Here is a 24,765-nt window from a genome sequence, read left to right on the forward strand (position 1 = left end):
GACACCAACACGACATCTACGCCCGGAAAGTGCACCGAAGGGCTCCCCGACCATGCCGGGCCCGGCGCATCGGGGATTCCCGGCGGCATTGCCCGCCGCACGATGCGGGACCGGCCCGGATTACCCCGCCGTGAGCTTTCAGCGGAAAGGTCCTGACGGCGGACCGGTGCACGAGGAGGTGTCGGGCGGGGGCGGGGCCGGCGGTCGCGCCCAGGGTGCGGTGCCTCGCCTCATCTCTTCCGCCCTCCCCGGTCCGCCGAATGCCCCGCTGATCACGGGGCCCTTTGGTTTTAAACCGGGCGTCATCCCCTCGTCAACGCCCCGTAAACCACGGACGGAACCGCCGCCGGGCAAATCCGGGAGCCGATCCGGGAATCAGTCGGCGACGCCAATTCCCTTGACCAGTGGATGGTTTACACGCGTAGCGTGAAACCGGATTACAAGATCGCCAATTCGCGGGGGCCGCTCACCCCGGCGGGCGTGCACAGAAAAATGGGCGTGCCCAAAAAACTGAGCACGCCCGGAAATAAGTCATACCAATGTCCGCTTCAGCCCGTAATCAACAAGATCGCCCATCGGACCGGGCGGGAACATTGGTTCAATCCCGAACAACATCAGAGTCGGGGTCGCCCGTCAATCACCCGGACGACAATTCCATGATCGCTTTGCGCATCCTTTACTCTGGTTACCGACACGTAGGGCGGGGGCACCACAAGTGCTCCCGCCCTTTTCCGTGCGCCCGGCACCCTCCGGGCCCGCATTCCCCCCACACCCTGGAGGAACCCCATGGCCGACAGCGCTGTCGCGCTCCGCCCGGACACCGGCTCCGAGCCGCTGTCCCCCGGACAGCTCCTCGGGCACCCCGGCCTGCTGCGTGCCTGGCGCGCGGTCGCCGGGGAGAAGCTGGGGCTGGGCGGTCCTCTGGCGCAGACGGACGTGGCGGAGGCCATCGGCCGCAGCCGGGGCTGGTACCAGAACCTGGAGAACGGGGCCCGCCCGAAGATGGACCGCGAGGTCCTCGACGCCCTGGCGAAGACCCTGCTCCTGGGCCGTGACGAGCACCAGGCCCTCGTGCTCGCCCTCCTCGACGGCGCGCTGACCACGATCCCGGACTCGTTCGGCAGCGCGGCTGTGCGGCGCGACCTCCAGCTGATGCTGGACCAGCAGCTCCCGAACCCGGCGTATCTGACCGACCGGGTGTGGAACATCATCGGCTACAACGCCGCCATGGCCGCCCTGTGGCCCTGGGTCCGCCAGCCCGGCGCCAACCTCATCCGCTGGGCCATGCTGTCCCCCGAGGCGCGCTTCCAGTACGTCGACTGGAACCACCACGCCGCCGAGTACGTCAAACTCCTCCGGTACGCCAGCACCCGCTACCCGCATGACACGGACCTGTCGAAGCTGATCACCGACGTGAAGGCGGACCGGGTCTGCGGCCCGTTCTGGGACACGGACGTCGCCGCCGTCTCCGAGTCCCGCGACGGCCACCTCTTCAAGATGGCCCTCCCCTCGATGGACTACCAGCCCATCGAGGTCATCAGCCACGTCCTGTTCCCCGCGTCCCTCCCTGGGGCCCGCGCCGTGATCATCACCTGGGCCGGAACCGACGAGGACGCCGCCCCCGGCTCCCCCGCCACCGTTACCGGGCAGCCGACCCGCCGTACGCCGGAGCGCCCCTCCGTGCCCTGGCCCGGCCTGCCCTTCGCCAGCGAGCGCACCGCAGCTCCCCGCCTCACCGCCACCCCCACCGAGGCTGTCGAACTCGCCGGCCCCGGCGCCGTCCCCCTGCCGCTCCTCGGCGCCCTGCTCGGCGGGGACGACTGCCACCTGGTCCTAGCCCCGGAGACCGGTTCCGTGATCCGCTCCACCCGCCACCCGGACGGATCGTGGGACTTCTCCGAGACCTCCGCCGCCGACCTCCTTCACCAGCTCCCCGCCACCGCCCCGGCCGGCGACACTCGGGCCGAGTACAAGCGCCTCCTCTGGGCATCTCTCTCCACCGACCCCGCTGAGGCGTCTCACGCCTGTGATGCCCAGCTACGAGAGGCACAGGTCCGTGTGGAGATGCTGGCTGAGATGCGCCACGAACTGGCCGACTCGTGGGCTGCCCTTGTGCCGTTGACGTAGGCGGATGGCTGATCCCGGGCGACTCCTGAGGAACGGGGACCGGGGTCAGTCATCGAGCCTGCTCTGCTTCTCGGATCGTGTGATCGCTCCTCCGTAGCGCGACGGTGAGCTGGGCAAAGAGTTCGTCGGGGATCGTCCCGGCTCCCAGGGCGCACGCGATCACGAGGTCCCGGCACTGCTTCTGCTGTACGTCGGTGGCGAGGGCGGTGAACATCGGGTGTGTGAGGTTCTCACGGGCTGCGTATCCGTCGTTCAACGCCGTCGCACGGCGGTGCAGATGACCGACGAGGCAGCGCGCCCGGTGGGCATCGGCGTTCCCGGTGATGTCCAGGATGGTCAGGCCGAGGCGGGTGTTGAAGACGGCCGTGCCCGGTTCGGGTTCCAACCGTTCATACATGTCCGACAGGACGGAGGTAGGACGGTCGGCCGGGAGACCGCTTCCTCGGCGGCATACCGCCGTGAGGCACACGGCCACTGCCTGCTCCCAGGGTTCGCCGGGTGCGGAGTCGTGAAGGAGGCCGACGGCCTCGGCGGTTCGGCCTGCGGTGAGTGCGGCGAGGACGGCGACTTGCCGCCCGTCGAGCAGCCGCTGTCCCACACCGCGGTGGCTCTCGATGTGGGTGAGGGCTTCGTTCCACCGGCCCTGGCTGGTGAGGGCTCGTGTTCCATCGGCGAGGAGGACCGTCCACAGCCAGGTCCGGACTTGGCGGCGGTCCTCAGTCGTCGCGGTGAGGTGTGCCGGGACGGTGATGCTGTCGAGCTGCACCGCCGTGCCCGTGGTGACGGCCTCGTACAGGGTGTGGAGGTACTGCCGAGCGGTGTCTCCCTTCCCGGCGCGGGCGTGGAGGCGAGCGAGATTGACGACCGGTTCGAGTGCCCGGATGGCGCTCTGGCCGGGGAGGGGGCAGGCCCAGAGGTAGGCGTGGGCGTGCTGGTGGCACAGTTCCCGGGCCAGGGCGGGCAGGCCCAGGTCGGAGGCGATCAGGGCGGACTGGTTGTAGACGGCTGAGGCCCGCACCGGATCGGCCTGTTGTACCGCTGTCTCGGAGAGGTCGAGCAGTCCGTGCACACGTTCGGCGAGCGGCAGGCAGGCGGGACGGGGCCGGGCAACGAGGGGGAAGCGCCGGGCGATGGGGTCGTTCGGGTCCATGGGTCCCTTCTCTGCGAGCGGTCCGGTGTGGTCAGCGGCGCGTCCGGGCTGTACCGGAAGCGGTGGGGCCCGTTGCGGCGGGGTCGGGACCGAAGACGACGTCTTTGGCCGTGGCGGCGAGGGCGGCCTGTGTGGCGTAGGGCAGACCCAGGCGGTTCCACGCGAAGATCACGTGGTGCGCAAGGACGTCACGGAGTCCGCGATGGAGGGCTCCGGCAGCGGTGAGGCTGATCAGTTCGCGCCCCGTGGCGGTGTACGCGCGGGCCCATTCCGTGGTGCGGGCGAGGAGGTCGTGGTCGTGGGACTGATCGTCCGTGTCCACGGTGATCAGCCGGTGTACGGCGGCACGCTGCCGGGCGGTGCTCTGCTGGCCGGCGGGCGGGAGGCGGTGGGCGGCGACGCGGGCCCAGACGTCACCCTGCTCGTACCAGTCGAGGTCGGCCGCGCGCATCAGGGTGCTGCACAGCAGGAGGGATATCTCCCTCCGGTGCCCGCCTGCGGCTTCGTCGTCGCGGAGATGGGTGAGCAGACCGCGGCTGTCGTGGTGGAAGAAGCGGTGCGCCGTCTCCATGGCTTCGGCTCCGCCGAAGGCGTGGACTTCGGGTTCGTACACGATCGGGGTCCAGCCGGTGATGTGCCCGGCGGCGGCCAGGGCGTCCAGTTCCCGGCCGATCCGCAGGTGGGCACCGGTGGATGGGAGGTAGCGGAGTCGCCAGCACGGCCGTTTGCGGATGTGGAACCAGACGGTGATCGCGCCTTCGTTCTCGGCGGCGAACAGCAGGGGCGCGAGGTGGGCCAGAGCAGTGTGCTCGGCACGGGTCCAGTCAGGGAAGGCGATGTTCACCTGGTGCCACGCGGGGGTGTCCAAGTCGTCTCCAGGGGTGTTCAGGCCAGGGCGAGGAAGGCGTCCCAGTACGGGGCGGAGGCGTGTCCGGTGCCGACGGTGTGCAGGACGAGGGCCGCTCCGGCAGCGCCGTCGAGGAGTTCGGATTCGTGGTCGGACCGGTCCAGTGCGGTCATCAACCGGTCGGCGATCTGCGGCAGTTCGGTCACGATGGCCGGGTTGCCCGTCTGGTCGGCCATGCGCCATGCGGCGTGGAGCAGGCCGGCCGTTCCGTGGCAGAGCCCGATCTCGGGCACCAGGTTCAGTTGGGCCGGGGCGCGCAGGGCCGCGAGCATCGCGTTCTCGGCGATGGTGACGCGGGTGGGTTCGCCCAGGGCGAGCCCGGCGAGCTGTTGGGCGCGGGCGGTGCCCGCCACGCCGTAGCACCAGGAGGGCCGGGGTCGGAGAGCCGGTTCGATGTGCCCACCGGCCGCTTGACCGGCCGTGATGAAGCCCGGCCACCAGGGTCCCGCCTCGTCGTCCTGCCGCCACCGGTCGGTCCAGGCGCAGATCCGGGCCACGGCGTCGGCCAGTCCGGGGACTTCGGCACCGCGCAGAAGGGCCAGGGACGTGACCGACAGGGTCGCGCCGATGCCGTGGGCCAGCCCAAAGTTCCCGTGGCCCCTGGGGAAGTCCGGAGTCGGCTCACCGCTGGGAGAGACGTCGGTCCACCACGCAGGCAGTGGTCCGCCCCGGCTGAGGGGTTCGGTCAGGCGGACGAGGTAGCCGAGCGTGTCTGCGGTGATCTCGTGGTCCGGGTGGCGGGCGAGGTGGTGGGCGGCGAACCCGGTGAGCCCGCGGATGAGGTCGAACTCCTTCATCGCGGGCCGTTCACCCCTGTCGATACGAGCGTGGGCCTCGGCCAGACGGCGCCGGGTGAGCGAGATGGTGGCGTCGTCCAGCTTCTTGAGCGCGTTGCGGTAGCGACCGGTCGAGCCTGCGGCGGTGTGCAGGAGGAAGGCGAGGGCGGGGGCACCGAGGTAGAGGCCGGCGTTGGGGGCGGCGGTCAGGTCGTCGGAGGCCGCCTGGAAGATCCAGGTGCGTGCGGTGTCCCAGTCGCCGTGTCCGGTGCGTGCCCGTACGACGTGGAGGAGGGCGATGCCCGCCGCGCCTCCGGCCAGGGACTGCGGCCACGCCCGTCCGCCGTCGGCCCCGGATTCGGTGGGGCGCGGGTCGGCCAGCTCGGCGGCGATGGTGTCCGCGGCGCTGAGGGCTTTCGGTATCGGTCTCATGAGCCGGTCCTTCCTCGGGCGGTCCAGCTCAGTGCGGCGGCGCGGGCGAGGTGCAGACACTGGCCCTCGGCGTCGAGATCGATCCCGGCGACGCGGGTGTGGTGGAGATGCAGCAGCTCGGCCAGCAATACGTCCGCTTGAACCGTGCCTGCGGTATCGAGTACGGCCTTGTACTCGGCCAGGCTCTTGCGGCGCCGTGCCCATGTGGCGGTGATCCGTTCGCCGCCGGGCTGCCGGGTCAGGACACCGTGGTCGTACGGGTTCCCCAGGGCGACGGCCTGCTCGTATACGTCGCGGGCGGGCGCGGTGCTGGTGGTGCGGGCGCGGTTGATCAGCCAGGTCATCGCGTCGGCGGGGTTCCCGATCAGGCCGGTCGTGAGGTCGAGCATGCTGGCGGCGGTCAGAGCCTGCGCTGGGGGTCCGCCGGCCATCGCGCTGGACGCGATCTGCGCTGCGGCAGCCTCGGAATCCGCCGCGAAGAACCCCTCGGCCGCGTCGATCGCCGTCGGGCCGCCGAAGCGAGCGGTCTCGGGGAAGTCGGTGTCCCACCGCACCCGCGAGATCAGCCCGGCCCGGCGGAGTGCCCGGGTCCAGCCGCCGATCGCCGCCGGGGCGCCCACGGCGTGGTCGGCCGGTACGACGAGGCGGAGGCGCAGGTGCTCGTCGGGATCGCGGTAGGGCAGGAACCACCACCGGGTTGTGCCACCGAGTTCCGCGAGCAGTTCGGGAAGGCGGCGCAGGATGCCGCCGTGGCGTTCGGGGCGGGCGTAGAGCTTGACGAGGAACCGGCCGTCGCAGCCGGGTAGATGACCGTATCCGTTCGCGGTTCCGGTCGCGCGGTCCAGCCACCATGGTGCCTTCTGCCCTGGGCCGGTCCGGGTGAGGGGGACGACCAGCTCGTGGGGGCGCCCGCCGATCCACCCCGTATCCGGGGCCGCGTCCGCGCGGAGCACGGCGGTGCCGGAGCGCTGCACCTGCGCGCGCAGCAGGACCCGGTGCGCGGGTTCGTCCAGGTCGAGGCGGAGGCGCTGGTCACCGTCGCCGACATACGCCGTGCTCGGGGCGCCGACCTGCTCCCGCCACACGGCGAGGGAGGTGTCCCAAGCCGGTTGGTCCGCCTCGCGGCCGACGAGGTCGGCGGTCGTGAGCAGCCACCGTGCCGGGGACAGGGTCGTGCGCCCGTGGCGCACTGCGGGGAGGAACGGCAGCGTCGTCGCGGCGCCCCAGTCGAAGACCGCGCACGGGGTGCTCATCGCGTGGGTGGCTTCGGTGAGGAACCGGATCAGCGGATGGGTGCGGTGGACCGGCTCCACCGCGTTGAGGGTCACGAACTCCAGCGGGCGCTGCCGTGAGCGCGAGACGAGATAGAGGCGGTGGACGTCGGCGGTCACGGCTATGTCGTCCAGCGGCACCTGTTCGCCGTCGGGGTCGTGGTACTCGCCCCAGGTGAGGAGCGCGGGCATCACCGGCGGTACGCGGGCGACGTTCTCGGTGGAGGTGTGGAGCGGGGGCGCGGATATCTGTACGGGCAGAGTGCCGTCGGTGGCGGTCGCCGCCATCGCGTACGTCTTCGCCATCCGGTCGCGGTCGTCCGGGTCGAGGAGGTCGAGGAACCGTCCGGTCACGGTCCCGGCGGTACGGGACACTCCGGTGACCGCGAGCGTGAACTCTCCGTCCGCGAGGGCCTTGGTACTGGGGGCGCTGACACGGACGATCAGCTCCGTCGTCGGCTGGACACCGGTATCGGGGCCCGACTCGTCGAGTTCGGCGATCACGACGTCGTCCACGACGATCTCGTGTTGTCGGCGCAGGGCCGCGTTCTGTGCGAGCACCAGCAGTTTCCCGTCCCGCTCGGTCAGCGGGGTGTCGGCCGGGGCGGGCGGGCCGCCGAGGAACCCGGCCGGGTAGCCGAGGCCGGTGTCACCGTCCACGGCGTCGAGGACCGGTACCAGAGCGCGCGGGCCGTACCGTTCGAGGAAGCGTCCGTGCCAGCTCGACCAGGCGCGGCTGAGGAAGGGCTGCCGGGCCAGCCGGACGAGTACCGTCGCGGCGCGGGCCGCCTCGTCGGCGACCGCGGTTGGGATCGTCGCTTCTCCGTCGATCCGCAGGTCGATCCCCGGCCTCGGCCCGGAGCCGGAGGCGAGCCCGGCCCAGTGTTCTCCGGTCCGGGGCCTGGACAGCGTGTCGGCCAGAGCCCGCACTCGCGCGACGGTGGCGGTGGTCGTGGGCACCCTCTCCGCTCCGGCGGCTTCAAGGGCTCCCAGGAGGTGGTTCAACGGGTTCGTCGCGGTAATCGGAGGGCGGAGGTTCGTGGTCAGGAACCGTTGGGCGGTCAGATCCGCCAGTAGCTTGCCGATGACCTCGGTCGGCACCCGGGGGAAGTCGCCGGCCAGTTCGGAGAGAAGGTCCGCGACCCGGATGGGACGGCGTGCCGCGTCCAGTGCGGACCGGACGGGCGGGGTGGCACGGACTTGAACCCGGGCCGGGGCGCCGCCCGCGCTGCCGGGTCCCCGGTGGTCGAGCACCAGGTGGCCGTCCTTCTCTACCACCAGGGCATGGGCCTGAACGGCCAGCAGGGGCAGTAGGGCGCGGTCTGCTTCCAGGTGCTCGATCGCCTCTGCGAGCCATACAGCGTCGGGCCTGACGACGGCCCGGTGCCCGGTGCCGATGCGCACGCCTGCCGCGTCGCCTATCCATACCGGCGCCACTCCCGCGAAGAAGCCGAACGGGGTGGCCCGGCTCGATGCCCGCAGCAGATACCGCAGGACGGCGAACGTCGCCTTCCGTACGGCGGGGGCGGGCAGTTCCTTCCCGTCGCGGATGCCCTGTACGCGTTGTGCCAGTGCCGGGCTGGCCTGCTCCAGTGCTTCCGCGAAGCCAGGTATCCGAAGGGTTCGCTCCAGCCACGCCCGCCATGAACTGGTGTCTCCGTCCGGGTCGGGCCACGGCTGCGCGAGATCGTTCGAGGCCCAGGCTCCGGCCCGCAGAAGTGATGCGTCGAGGTACTCGTACACCGGCGGCTCCCATCGTGGAGCGTGGTGCCCGGCCGCAGTCGGCCGGGCACCACGGTTCAGGGCTTCGGGCCTGCTACGGGCAGGTGGTCGAGCAGGCGGACTCGCACGTCACGCCGCAGCCGTCGTCGGTCATCCGGATGAGCCGGTCGGCTGACGGGCCGGACTCCACGATCGAGACGTCCAGGTCCCAGTCCTCGAAGCTCCCTTCCTCGCCCGCGCCCTGCGGATGCGGCGCTATCGCCGCGTCTTCGATCTGCTGAACGGACACAACAACCTCCCTGATAGTTGGGTGGTGCGAATGCCCCATGCCTCCACGACGACGAAGCGGCGGGGGCCGGGGAGCCTACGACCAGGAGAAGGCGACGGCGCCGAGCCGCTTCGCCACGACCCCCTGGGACGGTTCGGCCGTACCGGCGGGCAGCGGCCGGTACGCGATACGGGCCGCGCCGCGCCGCTGGTGGTCCGACGCCCACCGACGCAGCAGTTCGACGTAGCGGGCCGCGACGGCTTCGGCGTCGGGGCCGTGGGCTAGGACCCCGCTCTCGAAGCCGCCGGTCTCCTCGTTCTGCCGCTTGGTGCGGTACGCGAAGCTGCCGCCGCTGACCAGCGTCGGCACTCCACGCGTCACCGAGAGCGCGAGGAGTCCCTGATCGACCAGGTCCTTGCTGCCGTGGAGCATCACCATCTCCGGCGTGTTCGTCACCAGGAACAGCTCCAGCTCGTCCGGCAGATCGAACGCCGCCCCGGACCACACCTCCAGCCGGGGCGAGCGCACGGCGGCGGCCAGCGCGTCGGTGTCGAAGTCCTGCTTCTGGTCGTCCACGCGCAGCGCGAGGCCGTCGGTGATGTGGACGAGCCGCTCGGTGTACGCGCTGGCCCCCTGCATGGGCACGAAGCCGCACAGGCGGTAGCTGTCACTGACCAGCTCTGCTTCGGGGCCGGCGGCGCGGTCGAACGCGATCGACCGGGTGAGTCCGCGCATCCGGAGCGGGACGACGATCCGGCCCCGGTCGGAGAGCTGGTCCAGCCACGCCGACGGGATGTCCCAGGCCCCGGCGGTGACGATGATGCGGTCGAAGGGTGCCAGCTCCGGCACCCCGGCGGCGGCGTCCGCCCGCACCACCTCGACCTGCTCGTACCCCGCCGCGTCCAGGCACTTCCGGGCCCGCTCGACGATCTCCGCGTCGATGTCCACCGAGATCGACGCGCCCTCCTTGCCGACGAGTTCGGCGATCAGCGCGGCGTTGTAGCCGCCCGAGCCGACCTCCAGGACCCGCATCCCGGGTTCGATCCCGGCCTGCTCCAGCATCACCGCCTGGATGTGGGTGGCCGACAGCGAGCTGAGCGCCGTGCCGTCCTCGTCCCGCTTGATCACCAGAGCCTGGTTGGCGGCGTACGCGGCCTTCAGCGGCTCGCCGACGGCGAACAGATGCCGGGGCACCGCCGCCACCGCGTCGGCGACGGAATCGGAGGTGATCGCCCCAAGATTCCGCAGTTCACGCACCATCGCCGCCCGCAACGAGGCCGCTTCCTCATCGATGTTCTTGTCTCGTACCGTAGTCACTTCGTCACCCTACCGATCGCATTTCGTGGTCCTGCCCCATCACGGAAATCAACGAGATTCCCCCAGCAGACCGCCCGGAATCGGCCCGTTCCTGCGCGCGGAGCCACCCGGAGCTGCACCCTGATCAGGACTGTTGGTGGCGGCGTCCAAGTACTGCTGAACAGGCAGATAGAGCCCGTCGGGTATGTAGTGGAAAACGTCGCGGAGCGGCACCCACCTGATGTCCGCGACCTCCTTCGGTGCGGCACAGTGGGCGGTGCCGGACTGGATCACGCAGGCGAAGTAGACAATACGAACGCCGGTCGCCGGGTGGGTTCGTTCCCTCAGCTGTTCCGTGACGGTGACGACGAGGCCGGTCTCTTCCTTCACCTCCCGTACGACGGCGTCCGCGGAGAACTCGCCCGGCTCGACCTTCCCGGCCGGGAACTGCCAGGTGAGCGAACCCTCGGGCACCCGCCGCTTGACGAGCAGAAGGCATCCGTTCTGAAGGATCACCCCAGCCGCCACCCTGATGGCCTGGTGGTTGTCGGGGGATGGTGATGTCACCTTCTCCATGGCCTTCACCTCACCCGACGGCGAGGGCGCCGACCGGCAGCCGGTTGAGGATGTCCGCGAGCCGGTCGCCGTCGAGGGTGAGCCGGACGACGTGGTGGTCCGACATCAGCAGCGGTACGGGGATGACGTCCACGTCCGTGACGGCGGGCAGCAGCTCGGCGGTGACGTACACGCGGTCGACCCGGGCGTCCGGGCCGTGCGTCTCGCAGGCGTCCACCGTGGGGGCCACGGCGTCGGTGCTTCCTCCCGGTCGGTCGGCGTGGTGCTGGGCGACGTCGTGGAGTCCGGCGGTGTAGAGGACTTCGTCCGGGCGGGTGTCCATCCGCCGTCCCTGCGGGGTGGGGTAGGAGCGGTGGGCCCGGTGCGGCTCGTCGGCGATGGCGTCCAGGACCGGCAGCGGGGGTTCGTCCAGTCCGCTGGGCTCGGGGTAGCTGTTGGTGTCCCCGCCGAGGAGCGCCGGGATGCGTACGGTGTCGCCCTCCGGGGTGGTCCATCGCTTGTCGGCCCAGGTGGTCAGCCACTCGGCCTCGGCCATCCGGGCGGTGCCGGAGGCGTAGTTGAGGTGGAAGGAGCCGACGACCATGGGCAGGGCGTCGTGGCCGGCGGGCAGGTAGCGCATGGTGAGGGCGGTCGGCGGCAGGGTCCACAGGGGGCCGGTCTGCGGCCAGGTCCGTACGGTGCGGAACACGGTCTGGTCGGCGAAGACGGCGGTGCAGGAACCAGGGCCGAGCCAGCCCCGCATGCCGAGGGTCTCCTCCAGCTCGTACATGACCGCGGCGCCGTTCTCGTCCGCGCCGGGCATCTCTTGGCGGAGTACGAGCGCCGGGTTGTCCATGGCGAGGAGTTCGTGGGCCTTCAGGCGCAGGGCGGGGTCCTGTTTGCCGTTCCGTTCCAGGTTCCAGCAGTGGACCGTGATCTCGGGCATCCGGTTCCTTATCGGTTGCGGGTGTGGGTGGTGCCGCCCCAGGGGTCCGGGACCGGTGTCAGCCGGGGCCCGGGGCGGCGGTTCAAAGGGGTGCGGACGGGTTCCGTCAGCGCCGGGCCCGGTCGGTCTTGACCGCGATGCCGGCGTACGCCGGGGCGTCGGATGCGCGGGCGGGGTACGGGGTGAAGTGGCGGACGTTCGGGCCGTGGGCGGACCACTGGCTCACGGCCGTGAGCCCGGTGCCGAGGCGGGTGAAGCCGCCGAAGAAGGCGTCGATCTCGGTGCGGCTGCGCGGGCGTACCGGGATGCCGTGCTGCTCGTAGACGGAGGCGACCTCGGGCACCTGGGCGGGGTTGAGGTCGGGGGTGAGGTGGGTGATCGACAGGGTGCTGCCCACCGGCAGCCAGTCCCGAAGGACGGTCATCGCGTCCGCGACCGCGGCGTCGTCGGTGTTCCACGGCAGCACGTCGTGCACCGTGACCGCGATCGGCCGCGCGAGGTCGAGCGCCCCGTGCAGCTCCGGCCGGGCGAGCAGTCCGCGCATGTCCAGGAGGTCCGCCGCCACCACGGTCGTCCGGTGGGGCGGGCCGGGGTCGAGCCAGGACTTCGCGTGGGCCAGGACGCCGGGGTCGCGGTCGGCGTAGACGACGGGACAGCCGTCGGGCACGAGGTGGTGGAGGTCGGGCTGGTTCGACAGGCCGCAGCCGAGGTCGAGGAACTGGCGGGCGCCGAGGCGGAGCGCGGCTTCGGTGGCCACCTCGGTGAACCACCGGTTCGTCCGGGCGGCGAGCATCACCCAGGGCGCGACCATATAGAGGTCGAGCGCCGCGTCGCGGTCGCACTGGTACGTCTCGGTCCCGCCGAGCAGGACCTCGTACACCCGCGGTGCACGGGGGAAGGCGAAGTGCTCGGGCCCCAGCTCCTCCAGGCCCGCCGGGCAGGGAACCGTCGTCATGCCGCCACCCACACCATCTCCGGAGCCCCGTCCGGTGTCCCGCCGCCGGGGGGCGGTTCGGCCATTGGCGGCCAGCCCAGACGACGCCGCAGAGCGGCCCACGCCTGCGCGTGCGGCGGGAGCCCGACCGCGGCCCGGCGATCGTCGAGCTGTCCGGGGCCCTCCACCGGCGCCGGCTCCGGGCCGTCCGACCCCATCCGGAACTGGGTGCCGTATCGCTGGCGGTCCCCGGCGTTCACCGCGCACCGGTCGTGCAGGCGGGCCCACTGCTGGATGGTCGCCTCGCCCCGGGCGACCGCGCCGCCCAGCAGTCCCAGCGCCAGGCGCTGGAAGTCCGCGAGCCCGTCGGCGCGCAGCGCGATCTCCCACGCGGCGGCCAGAGCCTCCTCGCCCACCAGGTCCCGGGTGGGCCATCCCCACTGCGCGACGACCCTCCGCAGCACCATGGCGTTCTCGTAGTCCTGGTGCCGGGCTCGCGCGGCCTCGACGGTCGGGACGCGGAGGCGAAGGAGCCGCCGGCTGTCCCGGCGGGCCAGCTCCACGCGATGGACGAGGTCCTGGGCGATGTGCTGCCCGTCGGGCGGTGGGGTCATCGGTCGCCCCCGAACTCCAGGGCGCTCACGAGTCGGCGGGCGGACTTGAGAGGGATGGGTCCGGTCGACACCACCGGCTCCCCTCCGCAGCGAAGGCAGTCGGAGAGGAACAGCAGGTCGAGGAATCCGCCGCCCGTGGCCTCGCGGAACGCGCCCTGGAGCCGCGCGACGGTCTTCTGCGCCTCGGGCCAGTCGTCAAGATCCCTGTCCGGCCGGGGTGGGCGCGGGGGCGCCCCCAGGAGCTGGGCCAGCCGGTCCGCCGCCGCGACGGTGAGGTTACCGAGGACGATCTCACCGTCCGCCAGACCGAGATCGGGAGCGTCCAGTCCATGGGCGGCCAGCGCCCTCCGCATCCGGTCGCGGGTCTCGTAAGCGCGTTTCATGCTCCGGCGCAGCAGGTCGGTCAACTGGAGGACGATGTCTTCATCGATGGTGCCCAGATCGACCCGGCGAGCCGGGTCCTCGGTGCTGGGATTGACCGAGAGAGGCAGCCCCGCTTCCCGGCACACTGCGTTCAGGTCCCTGATTGCCCCGGGGAGGGAAGTTGTGATCGGACACGGTCGAAGGAATAAGTCGTTCACGCGGTGCTCCAGGTCGTGCCAGGGCGGGGGGGAATGAGGGGAATGCGCGAAGGTGCGAGAGAGACCGGGCTCACGCCGACCCCCTGTCTGCCGTGTCGCCGACAACGTCCAGGAGGTCACTGACGAGAGAGGCCAGGAGCCGGGCGTACGACTCGTTCGGCACGAACTCCGTCGCGGCGCCTTGGGCGTCAAGCCGGAACGCGGCTCCGACGAGTTGGCGAAGGAAGTCGTCCGGCCGGCCCTTCGCTCCGTGCAGTGCGTCGGTCACCAGTGGCCAGAGACACGGACGGAGAGCGCGGACGAGGTTGCGGGTCTCCTCCGGGGACAACGTCGCGGCGCCCCAGCCGAGAATCCTTTCCAGAACCTCGTCTACACCGTCTTCGATGAAGGACTTCCGCAGGCTGTCGCCCAACCGTAGGAGCAAGTCCCGGGAGGCGGGCCGGGCGGGTTCGACCGGTCGTGGCCGGTCCATAGCGTCTCGCACGGGCAGGTCATCGACGTACGTCGGCACGGGAGCCGCCCCGGCGGAGGGAGAGAGTAAGAGGTCACGGGTCACTGCGACCCCCGGGCAGTCTCCGGGAGAGCGAGAGAACCGGACCGTGATCGAGCCGCGTCACACCGGCTCCCCCTGCTCGGCCTCGGAAATCCGGAGTTCACACCAGGTACGGGTGCCGTCCTCACTGGTCCCCCAGGAACTGGCGATGGCCTCGATCAGCACCAGGCCCCGCCCGCTCTCGTCGTAGAGGCCGCCCCGCCTGCGAACGCACGGCCGGTCATGAGACCCGTCAGCAACCTCGATCCGCACGATCGCTCCCGTGTACGAGATCGAGAAGCCGACGGAGGAGCCCCTTCCGTTCTCGATGGCGTTGGTGACCAACTCGCTGATGATCAACAGAGCCTCGTCTGCAACCCGTCGCAGCCCCCATTTGCGCAGCGATGCGTGCCCGATCCGGCGCATCTGCGCGACACGACGCGCATCCTGGGGGCGGATCGCCTCGCCGGCCAAGGGGTGGTGGCACTCGAAGACCACGGCGTGGCGGTCGGGGGACGGACGTGGTGCAGGGGCAACAGCGGCTGCACCACCCCTGCGCAGAGTCACGGGCATCGCGTGCCCCTGTCGGGATGAGCCGCGAAGTCGGTCAAGGGTCCCATCGGAAACGTCCTTGTTTGGGGAGCGATACACCTCTCATCACGATCACCCGGAGTCCCGGATCAACTGCCTCCAGTAGCGATCGGGTTGGAGTATGGCACCGGGATCTCTCCGCATGTAACGCTCACATTGGAAGTGTCCGCATGGCCGTTCCGTGAACATCCCTGGCCAGCGTGACTGGTTGTTCCACCGTGTAACTTCCTTGTGGCTGCCGTAGGTCAGCGGCAACACTTGCTGCATTCACCAAGGGAGCATGGTCATGACGAATCCGCCCAAGGGGACCGCCCATAGCAGGTCGGGTGAGGAGAACGAGCCGACGGCCCGCCGACGGCAGCTCGGCTTCAGGCTGCTGGCCCTTCGGGAACAACGAGGCATGACTGCCGAGCACGCTGGCGACCTGGCCGGCCTTTCGAAGGCGACGGTCAGCAGGTACGAGCGCGCGAAGGGCAATGTTCGCTGGAACCACGTCGAGATGCTCTGCCGTGCCTACGGCGCCTCGGACGAGGAACGGGAAGCCCTGGTTGACCTGGCGAAGAATTCCAAGGTCAAAGACGGGTGGTGGGTCCCCTACGCGACCAAGCTGGCTCAACCGATGCGGCTGCTGTACGCCGTCGAGGACGAGGCCACTCGGATCGCCCAGCACACGGTCGGGGTAGTCCCGGGCCTGCTCCAGACCATGGATTACGCGAGGGCGATCAAAGCAACACCCGGAAACGAGCTGACCGACGAGGCTCTTGAGGGGTATCTGTTCATGAGGCGGCGGCGCCAGCAGATCCTCGATCGCGCCACCCCGCCCCGGTACCACCTCGTACTGGACGAATCCGTCATCCGGCGGGCGGTGGGCAGCCCGGACATCATGTCCGCCCAGCTCGACTACCTGCTGAAGCGAGGCAGCGAGCCCCACGTCACAATCCAGGTCCTGCCGTTCTCGGCCGGGGTCTGTACGGCCGGAGTGAACAGCTTCATCGTGTACGGCGGCTCCGACCCCTCCTTGGACATCACCTTCGTCGAGAACCAGCTCGGAGCGCTGATCCTCGAAGAAGACCGGGCTCGGGAGGAGTTCGCCGGCGCTATGGCGTTCCTACGCCAAGAGGCGCTGGACCCCGCGTCCTCAGCCGACATGATCACCGAGGCCAGCAAGTCCCATCTGCGAAACCGGAACTGAGGAAAAGTGGAACAGTCGAAGCCCCAGTGGTTCAAGAGCAGCTACAGCGCCTCGCCCCAGAACGAGTGCGTCGAGTGTGCGATGAACGTGCCACAACTAGTCCTCGTTCGGGACTCGAAGGTTCCTGGCGGCCCCGTGCTCGGTCTCGCACACGGCTCATGGACCACGTTCACCGATGCAGTACGCGAGGGTGTGCTTCATCAGCGCCGAAGCTGAACGATCGAAGGCTCGTGGCTCGGCCCGGACACCCCAAATATCCGTGCCGGGCCACGTTGCGTGAGTGCCGCGCCAGGCCCGTCCAGGGACCTGGCGGAACGGGCGGGCAGCAGCCCGGCCCGAATGGTGTGGAATCTTTCGGCGATGCGGACGGGCTCATGTCTGGCAATCTGTCCGCATCAGGTTGCTCGGAGGAACAATGCCGCAGAAGCCGAGACCACTGGATGACCTGAAGTCCACGCGGGACTGGTGGGGCGTAGAGCTTCGGAACTGGCGACGGGTCCGCAAGCTGTCCTCAAAACAGTTGGGCGAGCTGGTCAACCTAAGTGGTACGAGTATCGAGCGCATCGAGAAAAACGAGCGCCCGTGCGACGCCGTCCTGGCCGGCCGGTTCGACGACGTGCTCGACGCCGGAGGTGCCTTACGTCGGCTATGGAGCCGAGTGGAAGCGGACAAGAGGCGTGCTGATGCGGACAACTCCGAGTGCGCCTGCTCCGTGGACGGCGTCGAGCGGGAGAGCGCGGGCATCCTGAAGTCGGGCCGAACATCCCCTCTGAATGGAGTCCCTCCCGTGGAACGCCGCGTCTTCGTCCTGAGCGGTGGAGCCGCTCTCCCCGTGGTCCTCGCCGATCTCATCCCAAGGTCTGGACAAAGCCCCCCTCCCACAACCGTCCACGCCGAGGACATCGAACAGGTTGGCGCAGCCGCCACGACCCTTGCCAAGTGGGACAACCTCCACGGCGGCGGAGGGATGGTCCGAGAGGCTTCCATCGGCCATCTGACCTGGGCAAAGAGTCTACTCGAAGTGAAGTGCCCGCCCGGCCTGAAAGCCGATCTGTTCACCGCGGTCGGGCGACTCGCCATCACGATCGGGGCTTCGGCGTTCGATGCCTACGAGCACGAGAACGCCCGCAAGCTCGTGACCTTCGGCGTCCAGTGCGCCGAGGCCGCCGACAACTGGCACCTTCGGGCACGAGCCCTCAACGTACTCGCCCGCCAGGACATCTGGCTTGGTTCACCGGACACCGGTCTCACTCATGCCGAGAACGGACTGGTACGGGCCGACAGGCTGACTTCCCGCGAGCAGGCCATGCTGCACAACGCGAGGGCACGCGCCTGGGCCAGGATGGAGAACCACCAGGAGACCCTGGCTGCCATCGGCCAGTCCGACGACGCGTTCAGCCGGGCACGGCCCGGGGAAGACGTGGCCTGGATGTCGTTCTACGATCACGCCCAGCACTACGGCGATACGGGCCATGCGCTATTCGATATCGCTCTCCTGCCTGGACAGAGCCCTCGTGAGGCAGCCGAACGGCTGCGGACCGCCGTCAACGGCCACACCCAGGCGTACGTGCGTTCCCGGGCACTCTCCGGCACCAAGCTGGCGACCCTCATGATGTCCACGGGAGACCCGAATGAGGCAGTGGCTACCGGGCATCGGGCTCTGGATGAAGTCGGACGCCTCAGTTCCCGGCGGGCTGTCGACGACGTCCGGGCGCTCGCGCGGGCAGCGGCACGCTACAAGTCCCCGGAGGTCTCCGGGCTGCGCTTGCGGATCAAGGGCGTCGTCCAAGCGTGATAACTGACCCCGTCGAGGGACCTTTCGATCTCCTGCACAGGGTCACCTTGGCCGTCGGGCTGTCCTCCATCGGTGCAGTACCGATCCGTCTTGCCGAGAACGATCTCTGGCGGCTCCGGGGCCAGGGGGGTGTCGTGGTACGGATCGCCCGCGCGGGCCAGTCAGCGGCGGCGGCCCGTGAAGTGGCGGTCACCCGGTGGCTCGCTGTCCAAGGGCTGCCGGCTGTACGCCCTCTCGATCGGGAACAGCCCGTGCAGGTCGACGGGCGGGCCGCGACCTTCTGGGAGGAGCTGCCACCACATCAGAACGGCACGCCGTCCGATCTGGCACCCCTCCTGCGCCAACTGCACGAACTGCCACTGCCCGTTGAGGTTCCACTCGGCCGGATGGCCCCCTTCGTCAGAGTCGGCGAGCGGATCGACGCCGCGAGTTCTCTCAAGGAGACCGACCGGCGGTTCCTCCTCACCCGCCTCGACGAACTCCAGCGAGCGTGGGCAGAACTCCCGGCCGCACATCCCCCGTGCGTGATCCACGGCGACGCGTGGGAGGGGAACTGCGCGGTCACCTCGGACGGCCAGCGGTTCCTCTTGGACTTCGAGCGGGTGTCGCTGGGCCTGCGCGAGTGGGACCTCACCTCGACGGCCGTCAAAGTGGACAGCTTCGGCACGCTGACCGCCGAGGAGTACGACCGGTTCTGCGCCGCATACGGCTACGACGTCCGGGCATGGGCCGGGTATCCGATCATGCAGGCCGTAAGGGAGCTTCGGCTCGTGACCTTCGCCTTCCAGACCGCAGGTCAAGACCCGAGCGCGCTCCGGGAGGCGGAGTATCGGCTTGCCTGCGTCCGGGGCCTTCGGGGCCCCCGCCCTTGGCGTTGGGAGGCCGTGGGATGAGGGACGACCGGAAATAGATCTTCCTGGCGTCGGCCTGTCTCCGAGGGCTACGGGGAGACTGGGAACCGATCCACACCTGGCGATACCCCGCAACAAGCGGACCATGCTGGGCGGCTCCGCCCGGCCATCACTGCGGCTGGACCTGTCCGACAGGAAGCTCTGGCGCAATGCCGAGGAGGCGGTGAAGGTCGGCGGTGATGACGCGGTAGGCGTTGCCGAGCCGGAGCACCTTCACGGGGTACTCCTCCTGTTTGGCCAGGGCGTAGCCGGTGCTGCGGCCGATGGTGAGGGCTCGGTTGGCGGTGTCGAGGTCGACTGCGACCGGCAGGGCGAGGAGGTCCTCGCGGCTCATCCCCCGGGCAGGGCTCTGCGTTGTCATGATGCGATCCGATCGCCGAGATTTGCTCTGACAGCAGAATTGGTACCACGAATGTTGTGGCAACGTTTTTTAGCGCCGTAATCTGTCACCATGACATCAAGTGATTGGTCTCCCGCCTTCACCGCCCGGGTGGCCGGGCAACTGCGCCGGGCTCGGAAGGCCGCCGGCCTCACGGTCGCCGCCGCGTCCGAGGCATGCGCCTCCGCGAGCCTGCCGATCCCGGCGACGACGATCACCAATCTGGAGACCGGCCGCCGAACCTCCGTGGACCTCGGCGAGTTCCTCGTTCTGTCCCAGGTCTACCGGGTCCCGCCCGTCACCCTGCTGTTCCCGCTGGACGCCGAGCCCACCGTGGAGGCCCTCCCGGGTCAGAACATCCCGGCCTGGGACGCACTCGCCTGGTTCACCGGCGAGACCCGCCTCGACCACCCCGCCCCGGAGGGCTCCCCCCGGGAGGTCCTCGACCTCTTCCGCGCCCACAGCGACGCCGTCACCACCGCCCTCACCTCCGCCCGCATGGCCAGGGAGCGGCGCCGCAAGGCCACCCTCGCCACCGACGCCGGACGCCGGGCCGCCCTGCTGGACACTGTCGCCGCGCACGAGGAACTGGCCGGGGAGGACCAGCGCGAGCTGCACGCCTTCCGCGACCGGATGCGCGAGCGCGGCCTCACCCCGCCTCCGCTCCCGGACGAGCTGGGTGGCGGCGGGCCTTCTGCGGAGGGCCAGGTTTGAGCACCAAGGCCAACCAGGGCGGTACGGTCACCCGGCGGTGCTCCTGCCGGAATCCCGAGACGGGGAAGAACTGGGGCAGCTCCTGCCCGAAACTGTCCAACCGGCGGCACGGGACCTGGTCGATCCGCCATGAGCTGGCCAACCGGCCGGACGGCACCCGCCGGGAGTTCCGGCGCTCCGGCTTCGCGTCCTCGACCGAGGCCACCACGGAGCTGGGCAAGGTCCGGGCGCTGCTCGCTCTCCCCGACGCGGATGACCCCGAGGGACTCCTCGCCGTCTGCGACATGCTGGAGGCGTGTGCGGCGAGCAAGGACGTGCTCCCGGACTACGACGGCACGAGGGAGCGGCTGCAGGCCGGGCAGCCCCTCAACGCCCGTACCCTCGTCGCCGAGTGGCTGGACGAGTGGCTGGGCGGGAAGAAGGGCCTGCGCGTCGGCGGCTACAAGCGGTACGAGGTCGACATCCGTGTCCACCTCAAGCCGCATCTGGGTGAGCTGCGCCTGGACAAGCTTGCCGTGAAGCACCTGAACCGGATGTTCGACGCGATCAACGAGCGCAACATCGAGATCCAGGAACAGAACGCCCAGCGCCGTGCCGCCCTCGCCGAGCTGGACGAGATCCCGTGGAAGGGGCTGGAGAACCGCGCCCGGCGCAAGGCGCTCAAGGCGGCAATCGCCGCGATGCCGCCCTTTAGGCGGGTCACCAGCGTCAACACCCAACACCACATCCGCGACACCCTGCGGGCCGCGCTCAACGTCGCCATCGGCCAGCGCATCCTCCCCTCCGGCTACAACGCCGCCGAGCACGTCGAACTGCTGCCCGGGACCAAGCCCAAGGCCCTGCTCTGGGCCGACGAACGGATCGCCGAGTGGAAGCGCACCAGCGTGCGCCCCTCCCCGGTCATGGTCTGGACCCCGGAACAGCTCGGGACCTTCCTCGACCACATCCTGGGCCACCGCCTGGAGGCGATGTGGCGGCTGCTGGCCTTCCGGGGTGTCCGGCGCGGCGAGGGCTGTGCCCCGCGCTGGACCGACTTCTCGGCGAAGAATCGTTCCCTCACGATCGCCACCCAGCTCGTCCAGGACGGCTGGGAGGTCCACGAGGGCCTGCCGAAAACCAACAGCGGTGTGCGGGTCGTCGCCCTGGACACAGAGACCGTCGAAAGCATCGAGGCCCGGCGCCTGATCCAGGAGGCCGAGAAGACCCCGTGGGGTACGGCCTGGCAGGACACCGGCCGGATCTTCACCGAGGAGGACGGCTCCCTCCTGCACCCCGGGAAGATCTCGGACCTGTTCGACCGGCTCGTCGCCGAGGCCGGCCTCCCGCCCATCCGCCTCCACGACCTCCGCCACGGCGCCGCGACCCTCATGCTCGCCGCCGACGTGGACATCAAGGTCGTCTCCGAAACCCTCGGCCACTCCGACACCCGCATCACCCGGGACATCTACCAGTCCGTCCTCGACGACCTCGCCCGCGAAGCCGCCGAGGCCGTGGTAAAGCTCGTCCCCCGCGCCCCGCAGGCGATCCGCTCGGTGATCGCCCAGCGCGCCGCCCGGACGGACACCCCGATCGGGAGCGCGCCCGGCTGTGCGTGCGCCTGCTCCTGCGGCGCATCCCAAGGGGCAGCGCTCACGGCCTGACCCTCGAAGTGCGCGGGCCGGTGGCGACGCGCGGGCCGCCTTGTTTCCGGACGGCCCGCGTGTCGCACCCCTGATCGTGCTGGTGGTGCGCTAGCTTTCCCGTAAGGGCTGGAACAGCCCGCAGGCTGGCGGCCCACCCGGGTGGGTATGCAGAGAAGCCTCTCGGGTGCGATGCCCAGTTCCGCGCGTATGCGCCATCGCCGTCTTGTCCCGCATGGGTTCCTGTGACGAGCGGCCGAGTGCAGCCCGGGTGATCGGCCGTGGAAACGGACCCCCGATGTCCCCGCACACGAACGACCGTGCTCAGCGGAAGGCCCTGACGGCTCACCTCTACATCGACCAGCGGACGATCGAGCGCATCTCCTGTGGCCGCCCCAGTCTCGACAACGCCGGACCACAGCAGCAGGACTTCCAGGCAATGCTCGCCACCTGCCTGATGAGCACCTACGAAAATCGGCACCCCTTCGAGCCACCCTCGGGCGGCGCGCTCTCCAGCGCGGAGAGCTACTTCAACACGATCGTCTCCCGGCCGGGGCAGTTCGACGTTCACACCAACACGGCCTGCCGCATCGCGGCCCGTCTGCTCCCGCTGCTCCACGACGGGCATCGCGTCTCGGGGATCCCCGGTCTCCGCCTTGAAAGCCACAACAAGCGCCGGCTGCGCCTGATCCACCTCCCCACGGGCGGCCGTCTCGACTTGATCGACTCCCGCGCGTCGACGGGCCGGACACGGCGGGACTTCCGGCGGAGGCTGAACATGGAGACGGATTGGCATACCGATCCGGGAATCGCACCCTTGTGGACGAGCAAGATTCTCCTGCCCAAGGAGACCGCGCTCGCCCACCACTGGGCCCGCAGGTCCTGCACGCCTCTGCGAAGTGCCCTGATGACCCGAGCCATGCTGATCTGGTACAAACTCGGCATCAAGCCGACCTGGCACGAACCGAGTGCGCGGCGCGACTACCCGGTGCTGCTGTGGGCGCCTGGGAACGAGCAGGTCGACGCTGCCCGGCTCGGACGAATGCTCACGCAGTCGCCCGCCCTCATCCCCGGGGCGGTCTACAAGCGGCACAACGCCTCGAACGGGCTTCTCATCCTGGGCACCGAGTCCGTGGTGCGGCTGCGGTCCCTGACTGACTGAGCGCTATCTGGCAGTCTCCTCTCGGAGCCCCCGCGCGAGTGCGGCGTGGTGCCGCATGACGGGCAGGGCAAGCCGGCCGTCTCGACGCGGTCGGCCACGGTGTCCACCCGGTCGGCGACCTCGTCCAGCACGCCGACCGGGATCTCCGCTTCCCCCTCAGCATGCCGCTGCACGAGAGCGGCACCGACCTCGGTACCGAGGTCCAGCAGATGGGCGGCCATCGGACCGTCGCCGTTCAGGGAGGCGTACTTCCCTGCCTGCGCAGTGGCCATCACCAAATGCCCCAGCGATTCGACCCGGACGCGTACGAGCCCGTCGTTCACCCGGACCGGCCGCACGGCATGGGGCGGGGCGGCCCCAGGCTCCCGTTCGCCGGCCGCCTTCACGATGATCTCGGCCACCGCCTCCGGGGTGACCAGGTGGACAGCTTCTCCCTTGTCCGTCCCGACCCGCTCCGCCATCGCGCCGACGAGGTGGGCGACGACCCCGTGCACGGCAGTGGTCTCCACCTCAACCCCACGGGTCAGCAGCACGGCACTCGCCTGTGCGGCCAAGGTCTTGAACTGGACGGTCTCCTGGGGATCAGCCACACCCCCAGCCTACGAGGTGATCTTGGAGTGATTCCACAAAACGATCCGCCCCGATGAAGAGTCCGTCCGCACCGCTCGGCCGCAATTCCGCGCCCGTCGTCGCGCACCCTCCGCGCACCGGCTGCGCACATGCGCTCCCCTTGCGCTCCCCTTGGACCAGCCAGCACAGAACGGGAACCGCCACCGACCCGGAAACCACTCCGGAAATGCGAAAAACCCCAGGTCACGGTGAGTGAGTCCTGAGGTTCTTCCGAGCCGCCTTCGGGATTCGAACCCGAGACCTACGCATTACGAGTGCGTTGCTCTGGCCAACTGAGCTAAGGCGGCAAGCTGCGGATGGACCGATACGTCCGATATAGCGTTCGGATCAGCAGCGGGGCTAAGTCTACAGGGTCCGCAGGGGTGCCCCACGCCACTGCGGGGTGGGGCCGGATCGCCAGGTGACGGGGAGTTCCTCCAGGCCGCCCGTGATCCGGGACGGGGTCGGGCGGAGGGTGTCCGGGGCGACGGCGAGGTGGAGGGCGGGGAAGCGGTGGGGGAGGCGGGTGAGGATCGATTGGAGTTGGGCGCGGGCGAGCTGGGCGCCCACGCAGAGGCGGGTGGCGTAGCCGAAGGCCAGGCTGGGGTGGTCCGGGCGGCGGGTGGTGTCGAAGCGGTCCAGGTCGGGGAAGGCGGCGGGGTCGCGGTTGGCCACGCGGTGGAAGAGCAGGACCGCGTCGCTCGTGGCGATGGTCACTCTGTCGACGGTGAGGTCCGTGTGCGCGTAGCGGACCAGTCCGTGGTCGCTCGGCACGCTCATCCGCAGCATTTCCTCGACGGCGCCCGGCACCAGTGAGGGATCGGCGCCGAGCGCCGTGTACTGCTCGGGGTGCCGCAGCAGCCGCAGCACCCCGAGGACGATATGGCGCACCGCCGTGCTGTGCCCGGCGAAGATCAATTGTGCGGTGAGCGCCACGATCTCCTCCTCGGGCAGCTCCCCCAGGGCGGCGAGGTCCGAGATCACGTCCTCGCCCGGCTCCCGCCTGCGGCGGTCGACCAGCTCCCGGACACAACCGAAGAGCGCGCGTTCGGCCGCCTGTGCCACCGGGGGTCGTCGTACCGTCCGTACGCCCCGGACCAGGCGTGGAACCGGTCGCGGTCCCCGGCGGGGATGCCGAACAGCTCGCACATCATCAGGACCGGCAGCGGCTCGGAGAGCAGGTCGTGCAGGTCGGCGGGCGGGGTCCGCAGCTCCAGGGAGTCCAGCAGGCCGTCGACGAGTGTGCCGATCCGTCCGCTCAGCGCCCTGACCCGGCCGGGGGAGAACGACGGGACGGGGTCGCCGAGGAGCTGTCGTACCGCGTCATGGCCGGGGTGGTCCGGGCGAGGTCACCGGCCATGGTGCGGGCCCCGCGTACGGTGCCCTCCGCCCGCGGCCCCGTGGACTCCGGTGGGCGGTCCGAGGAGGTCGGTCCGCCGGAACGGGAGGGCCCGCGGCGCGCTCTCGTCCCGCAGGGATGCCCACCTCTCCACGGCCGGTCTCCGCCAGGGGCGCGACGGTCACGTGCGGTGGTCGGTCCTCGTCCCACGGGTGCGGCCCCGCTGCGTGAGCCCCCGCTCCGGGGGCGGCTCCGGACCCGCCCGGTAGGTTGCTCATGTGTCCCACAGACAACCGGAATTCCTCGTTTCCCCTCCGGCCGTGGCCCCGTCACCCGCCCGGCG

At 70.2% G+C, this 24,765-nt stretch carries 24 protein-coding genes and 1 tRNA gene; 8 read left to right on the top strand and 17 right to left on the bottom strand.

What is annotated here, in order from left to right; genetic code table 11:
• The first annotated feature begins 786 nt into the window (after positions 1 to 786).
• The gene (locus CRV15_RS16135) at positions 787 to 2,127 is read left to right on the top strand and encodes a helix-turn-helix transcriptional regulator (protein ID WP_003960874.1); all 1,341 of its coding nucleotides are present in this window, start codon (positions 787 to 789) and stop codon (positions 2,125 to 2,127) included.
• A gap of 49 nt (positions 2,128 to 2,176) precedes the next feature.
• Here the strand turns inward: CRV15_RS16135 and CRV15_RS16140 are convergent, their stop codons facing one another.
• The 13 genes from CRV15_RS16140 to CRV15_RS16200 all read right to left on the bottom strand — a co-directional run bounded on the left by CRV15_RS16140 (position 2,177) and on the right by CRV15_RS16200 (position 14,609).
• On the bottom strand, positions 2,177 to 3,277 hold the full coding sequence (locus CRV15_RS16140) for a hypothetical protein (protein WP_003953653.1): 1,101 nt from the start codon (positions 3,275 to 3,277) through the stop codon (positions 2,177 to 2,179).
• A 31-nt stretch (positions 3,278 to 3,308) separates the two neighbouring features.
• Positions 3,309 to 4,145, bottom strand: a complete 837-nt coding sequence (locus tag CRV15_RS16145) for a thiopeptide-type bacteriocin biosynthesis protein (RefSeq protein WP_003953652.1) — start codon at positions 4,143 to 4,145, stop codon at positions 3,309 to 3,311.
• A 17-nt stretch (positions 4,146 to 4,162) separates the two neighbouring features.
• On the bottom strand, positions 4,163 to 5,392 hold the full coding sequence (locus tag CRV15_RS16150; RefSeq protein ID WP_003953651.1) for a lanthionine synthetase C family protein: 1,230 nt from the start codon (positions 5,390 to 5,392) through the stop codon (positions 4,163 to 4,165).
• Positions 5,389 to 8,406: a lantibiotic dehydratase gene (locus CRV15_RS16155; RefSeq protein ID WP_003960873.1), complete on the bottom strand. Its 3,018-nt coding sequence runs from the start codon at positions 8,404 to 8,406 to the stop codon at positions 5,389 to 5,391. The genes CRV15_RS16150 and CRV15_RS16155 overlap by 4 nt, the downstream gene beginning before the upstream one ends.
• A 73-nt stretch (positions 8,407 to 8,479) precedes the next feature.
• On the bottom strand, positions 8,480 to 8,674 hold the full coding sequence (locus tag CRV15_RS16160) for an FxLD family lanthipeptide (RefSeq protein ID WP_009996537.1): 195 nt from the start codon (positions 8,672 to 8,674) through the stop codon (positions 8,480 to 8,482).
• Between the two features lie 75 nt (positions 8,675 to 8,749).
• Positions 8,750 to 9,970: a methyltransferase, FxLD system gene (gene fxlM / locus CRV15_RS16165; protein WP_003953648.1), complete on the bottom strand. Its 1,221-nt coding sequence runs from the start codon at positions 9,968 to 9,970 to the stop codon at positions 8,750 to 8,752.
• A 48-nt stretch (positions 9,971 to 10,018) separates the two neighbouring features.
• A complete protein-coding gene (locus CRV15_RS16170; protein WP_003960872.1) occupies positions 10,019 to 10,525 on the bottom strand; it encodes an NUDIX hydrolase in 507 nt (168 codons plus the stop codon).
• Between the two features lie 10 nt (positions 10,526 to 10,535).
• Positions 10,536 to 11,450 (bottom strand): hypothetical protein, encoded by a 915-nt coding sequence (locus CRV15_RS16175; RefSeq protein WP_003953646.1) that lies wholly within the window; start codon positions 11,448 to 11,450, stop codon positions 10,536 to 10,538.
• Positions 11,451 to 11,556: 106 nt separating this feature from the next.
• Positions 11,557 to 12,405: an SAM-dependent methyltransferase gene (locus CRV15_RS16180; protein WP_003953645.1), complete on the bottom strand. Its 849-nt coding sequence runs from the start codon at positions 12,403 to 12,405 to the stop codon at positions 11,557 to 11,559.
• Positions 12,402 to 12,998, bottom strand: a complete 597-nt coding sequence (locus CRV15_RS16185) for a DUF6624 domain-containing protein (RefSeq protein WP_003953644.1) — start codon at positions 12,996 to 12,998, stop codon at positions 12,402 to 12,404. The genes CRV15_RS16180 and CRV15_RS16185 overlap by 4 nt, the downstream gene beginning before the upstream one ends.
• On the bottom strand, positions 12,995 to 13,507 hold the full coding sequence (locus CRV15_RS16190) for a hypothetical protein (protein WP_009996531.1): 513 nt from the start codon (positions 13,505 to 13,507) through the stop codon (positions 12,995 to 12,997). Before CRV15_RS16190 ends, CRV15_RS16185 begins: the two co-directional genes overlap by 4 nt.
• Positions 13,508 to 13,649: 142 nt before the next feature.
• On the bottom strand, positions 13,650 to 13,991 hold the full coding sequence (locus tag CRV15_RS16195; protein WP_230864132.1) for a DUF6415 family natural product biosynthesis protein: 342 nt from the start codon (positions 13,989 to 13,991) through the stop codon (positions 13,650 to 13,652).
• A 201-nt stretch (positions 13,992 to 14,192) separates the two neighbouring features.
• Positions 14,193 to 14,609 carry an ATP-binding protein gene (locus CRV15_RS16200; protein WP_009996529.1) on the bottom strand — a complete coding sequence of 139 codons (417 nt, stop codon included), beginning with the start codon at positions 14,607 to 14,609 and terminating at the stop codon, positions 14,193 to 14,195.
• Between the two features lie 379 nt (positions 14,610 to 14,988).
• Here CRV15_RS16200 and CRV15_RS16210 point away from each other — a divergent pair, with 379 nt between their 5' ends.
• The 4 genes from CRV15_RS16210 (at position 14,989) to CRV15_RS16225 (ending at position 18,582) form a co-directional block, all read left to right on the top strand.
• Positions 14,989 to 15,894 carry a helix-turn-helix domain-containing protein gene (locus CRV15_RS16210; protein ID WP_009996528.1) on the top strand — a complete coding sequence of 302 codons (906 nt, stop codon included), beginning with the start codon at positions 14,989 to 14,991 and terminating at the stop codon, positions 15,892 to 15,894.
• 6 nt (positions 15,895 to 15,900) lie between these two features.
• Positions 15,901 to 16,110: a DUF397 domain-containing protein gene (locus CRV15_RS16215; RefSeq protein WP_003953638.1), complete on the top strand. Its 210-nt coding sequence runs from the start codon at positions 15,901 to 15,903 to the stop codon at positions 16,108 to 16,110.
• A 199-nt stretch (positions 16,111 to 16,309) separates the two neighbouring features.
• Positions 16,310 to 17,689 (top strand): helix-turn-helix domain-containing protein, encoded by a 1,380-nt coding sequence (locus CRV15_RS16220; protein WP_003960869.1) that lies wholly within the window; start codon positions 16,310 to 16,312, stop codon positions 17,687 to 17,689.
• Positions 17,686 to 18,582 carry a phosphotransferase family protein gene (locus CRV15_RS16225; protein WP_003953636.1) on the top strand — a complete coding sequence of 299 codons (897 nt, stop codon included), beginning with the start codon at positions 17,686 to 17,688 and terminating at the stop codon, positions 18,580 to 18,582. Before CRV15_RS16220 ends, CRV15_RS16225 begins: the two co-directional genes overlap by 4 nt.
• 127 nt (positions 18,583 to 18,709) lie before the next feature.
• Here the strand turns inward: CRV15_RS16225 and CRV15_RS16230 are convergent, their stop codons facing one another.
• Positions 18,710 to 18,961 carry a hypothetical protein gene (locus CRV15_RS16230; RefSeq protein WP_003953635.1) on the bottom strand — a complete coding sequence of 84 codons (252 nt, stop codon included), beginning with the start codon at positions 18,959 to 18,961 and terminating at the stop codon, positions 18,710 to 18,712.
• Between the two features lie 90 nt (positions 18,962 to 19,051).
• Here CRV15_RS16230 and CRV15_RS16235 point away from each other — a divergent pair, with 90 nt between their 5' ends.
• The 3 genes from CRV15_RS16235 (at position 19,052) to CRV15_RS16245 (ending at position 22,474) form a co-directional block, all read left to right on the top strand.
• Positions 19,052 to 19,693, top strand: a complete 642-nt coding sequence (locus CRV15_RS16235) for a helix-turn-helix domain-containing protein (RefSeq protein ID WP_003953634.1) — start codon at positions 19,052 to 19,054, stop codon at positions 19,691 to 19,693.
• On the top strand, positions 19,690 to 21,333 hold the full coding sequence (locus CRV15_RS16240) for a tyrosine-type recombinase/integrase (RefSeq protein ID WP_003953633.1): 1,644 nt from the start codon (positions 19,690 to 19,692) through the stop codon (positions 21,331 to 21,333). The genes CRV15_RS16235 and CRV15_RS16240 overlap by 4 nt, the downstream gene beginning before the upstream one ends.
• 277 nt (positions 21,334 to 21,610) lie before the next feature.
• Entirely contained in the window at positions 21,611 to 22,474 is an 864-nt protein-coding gene (locus CRV15_RS16245; protein WP_009996521.1) for a hypothetical protein, read from the top strand.
• Here CRV15_RS16245 and CRV15_RS16250 read toward each other — a convergent pair.
• From CRV15_RS16250 to CRV15_RS16260, 3 genes are all read right to left on the bottom strand, one after another.
• Positions 22,393 to 23,064: a hypothetical protein gene (locus CRV15_RS16250; RefSeq protein ID WP_003953631.1), complete on the bottom strand. Its 672-nt coding sequence runs from the start codon at positions 23,062 to 23,064 to the stop codon at positions 22,393 to 22,395. The genes CRV15_RS16245 and CRV15_RS16250 overlap by 82 nt on opposite strands.
• A gap of 253 nt (positions 23,065 to 23,317) precedes the next feature.
• Positions 23,318 to 23,391, bottom strand: a tRNA-Thr gene (locus CRV15_RS16255).
• Positions 23,392 to 23,449: 58 nt separating this feature from the next.
• The gene (locus CRV15_RS16260) at positions 23,450 to 24,148 is read right to left on the bottom strand and encodes a cytochrome P450 (RefSeq protein ID WP_009996517.1); all 699 of its coding nucleotides are present in this window, start codon (positions 24,146 to 24,148) and stop codon (positions 23,450 to 23,452) included.
• Positions 24,149 to 24,765 lie beyond the last annotated feature (617 nt).

This window comes from Streptomyces clavuligerus (genome assembly GCF_005519465.1).
Classification (GTDB): Bacteria; Actinomycetota; Actinomycetes; order Streptomycetales; family Streptomycetaceae; genus Streptomyces; species Streptomyces clavuligerus.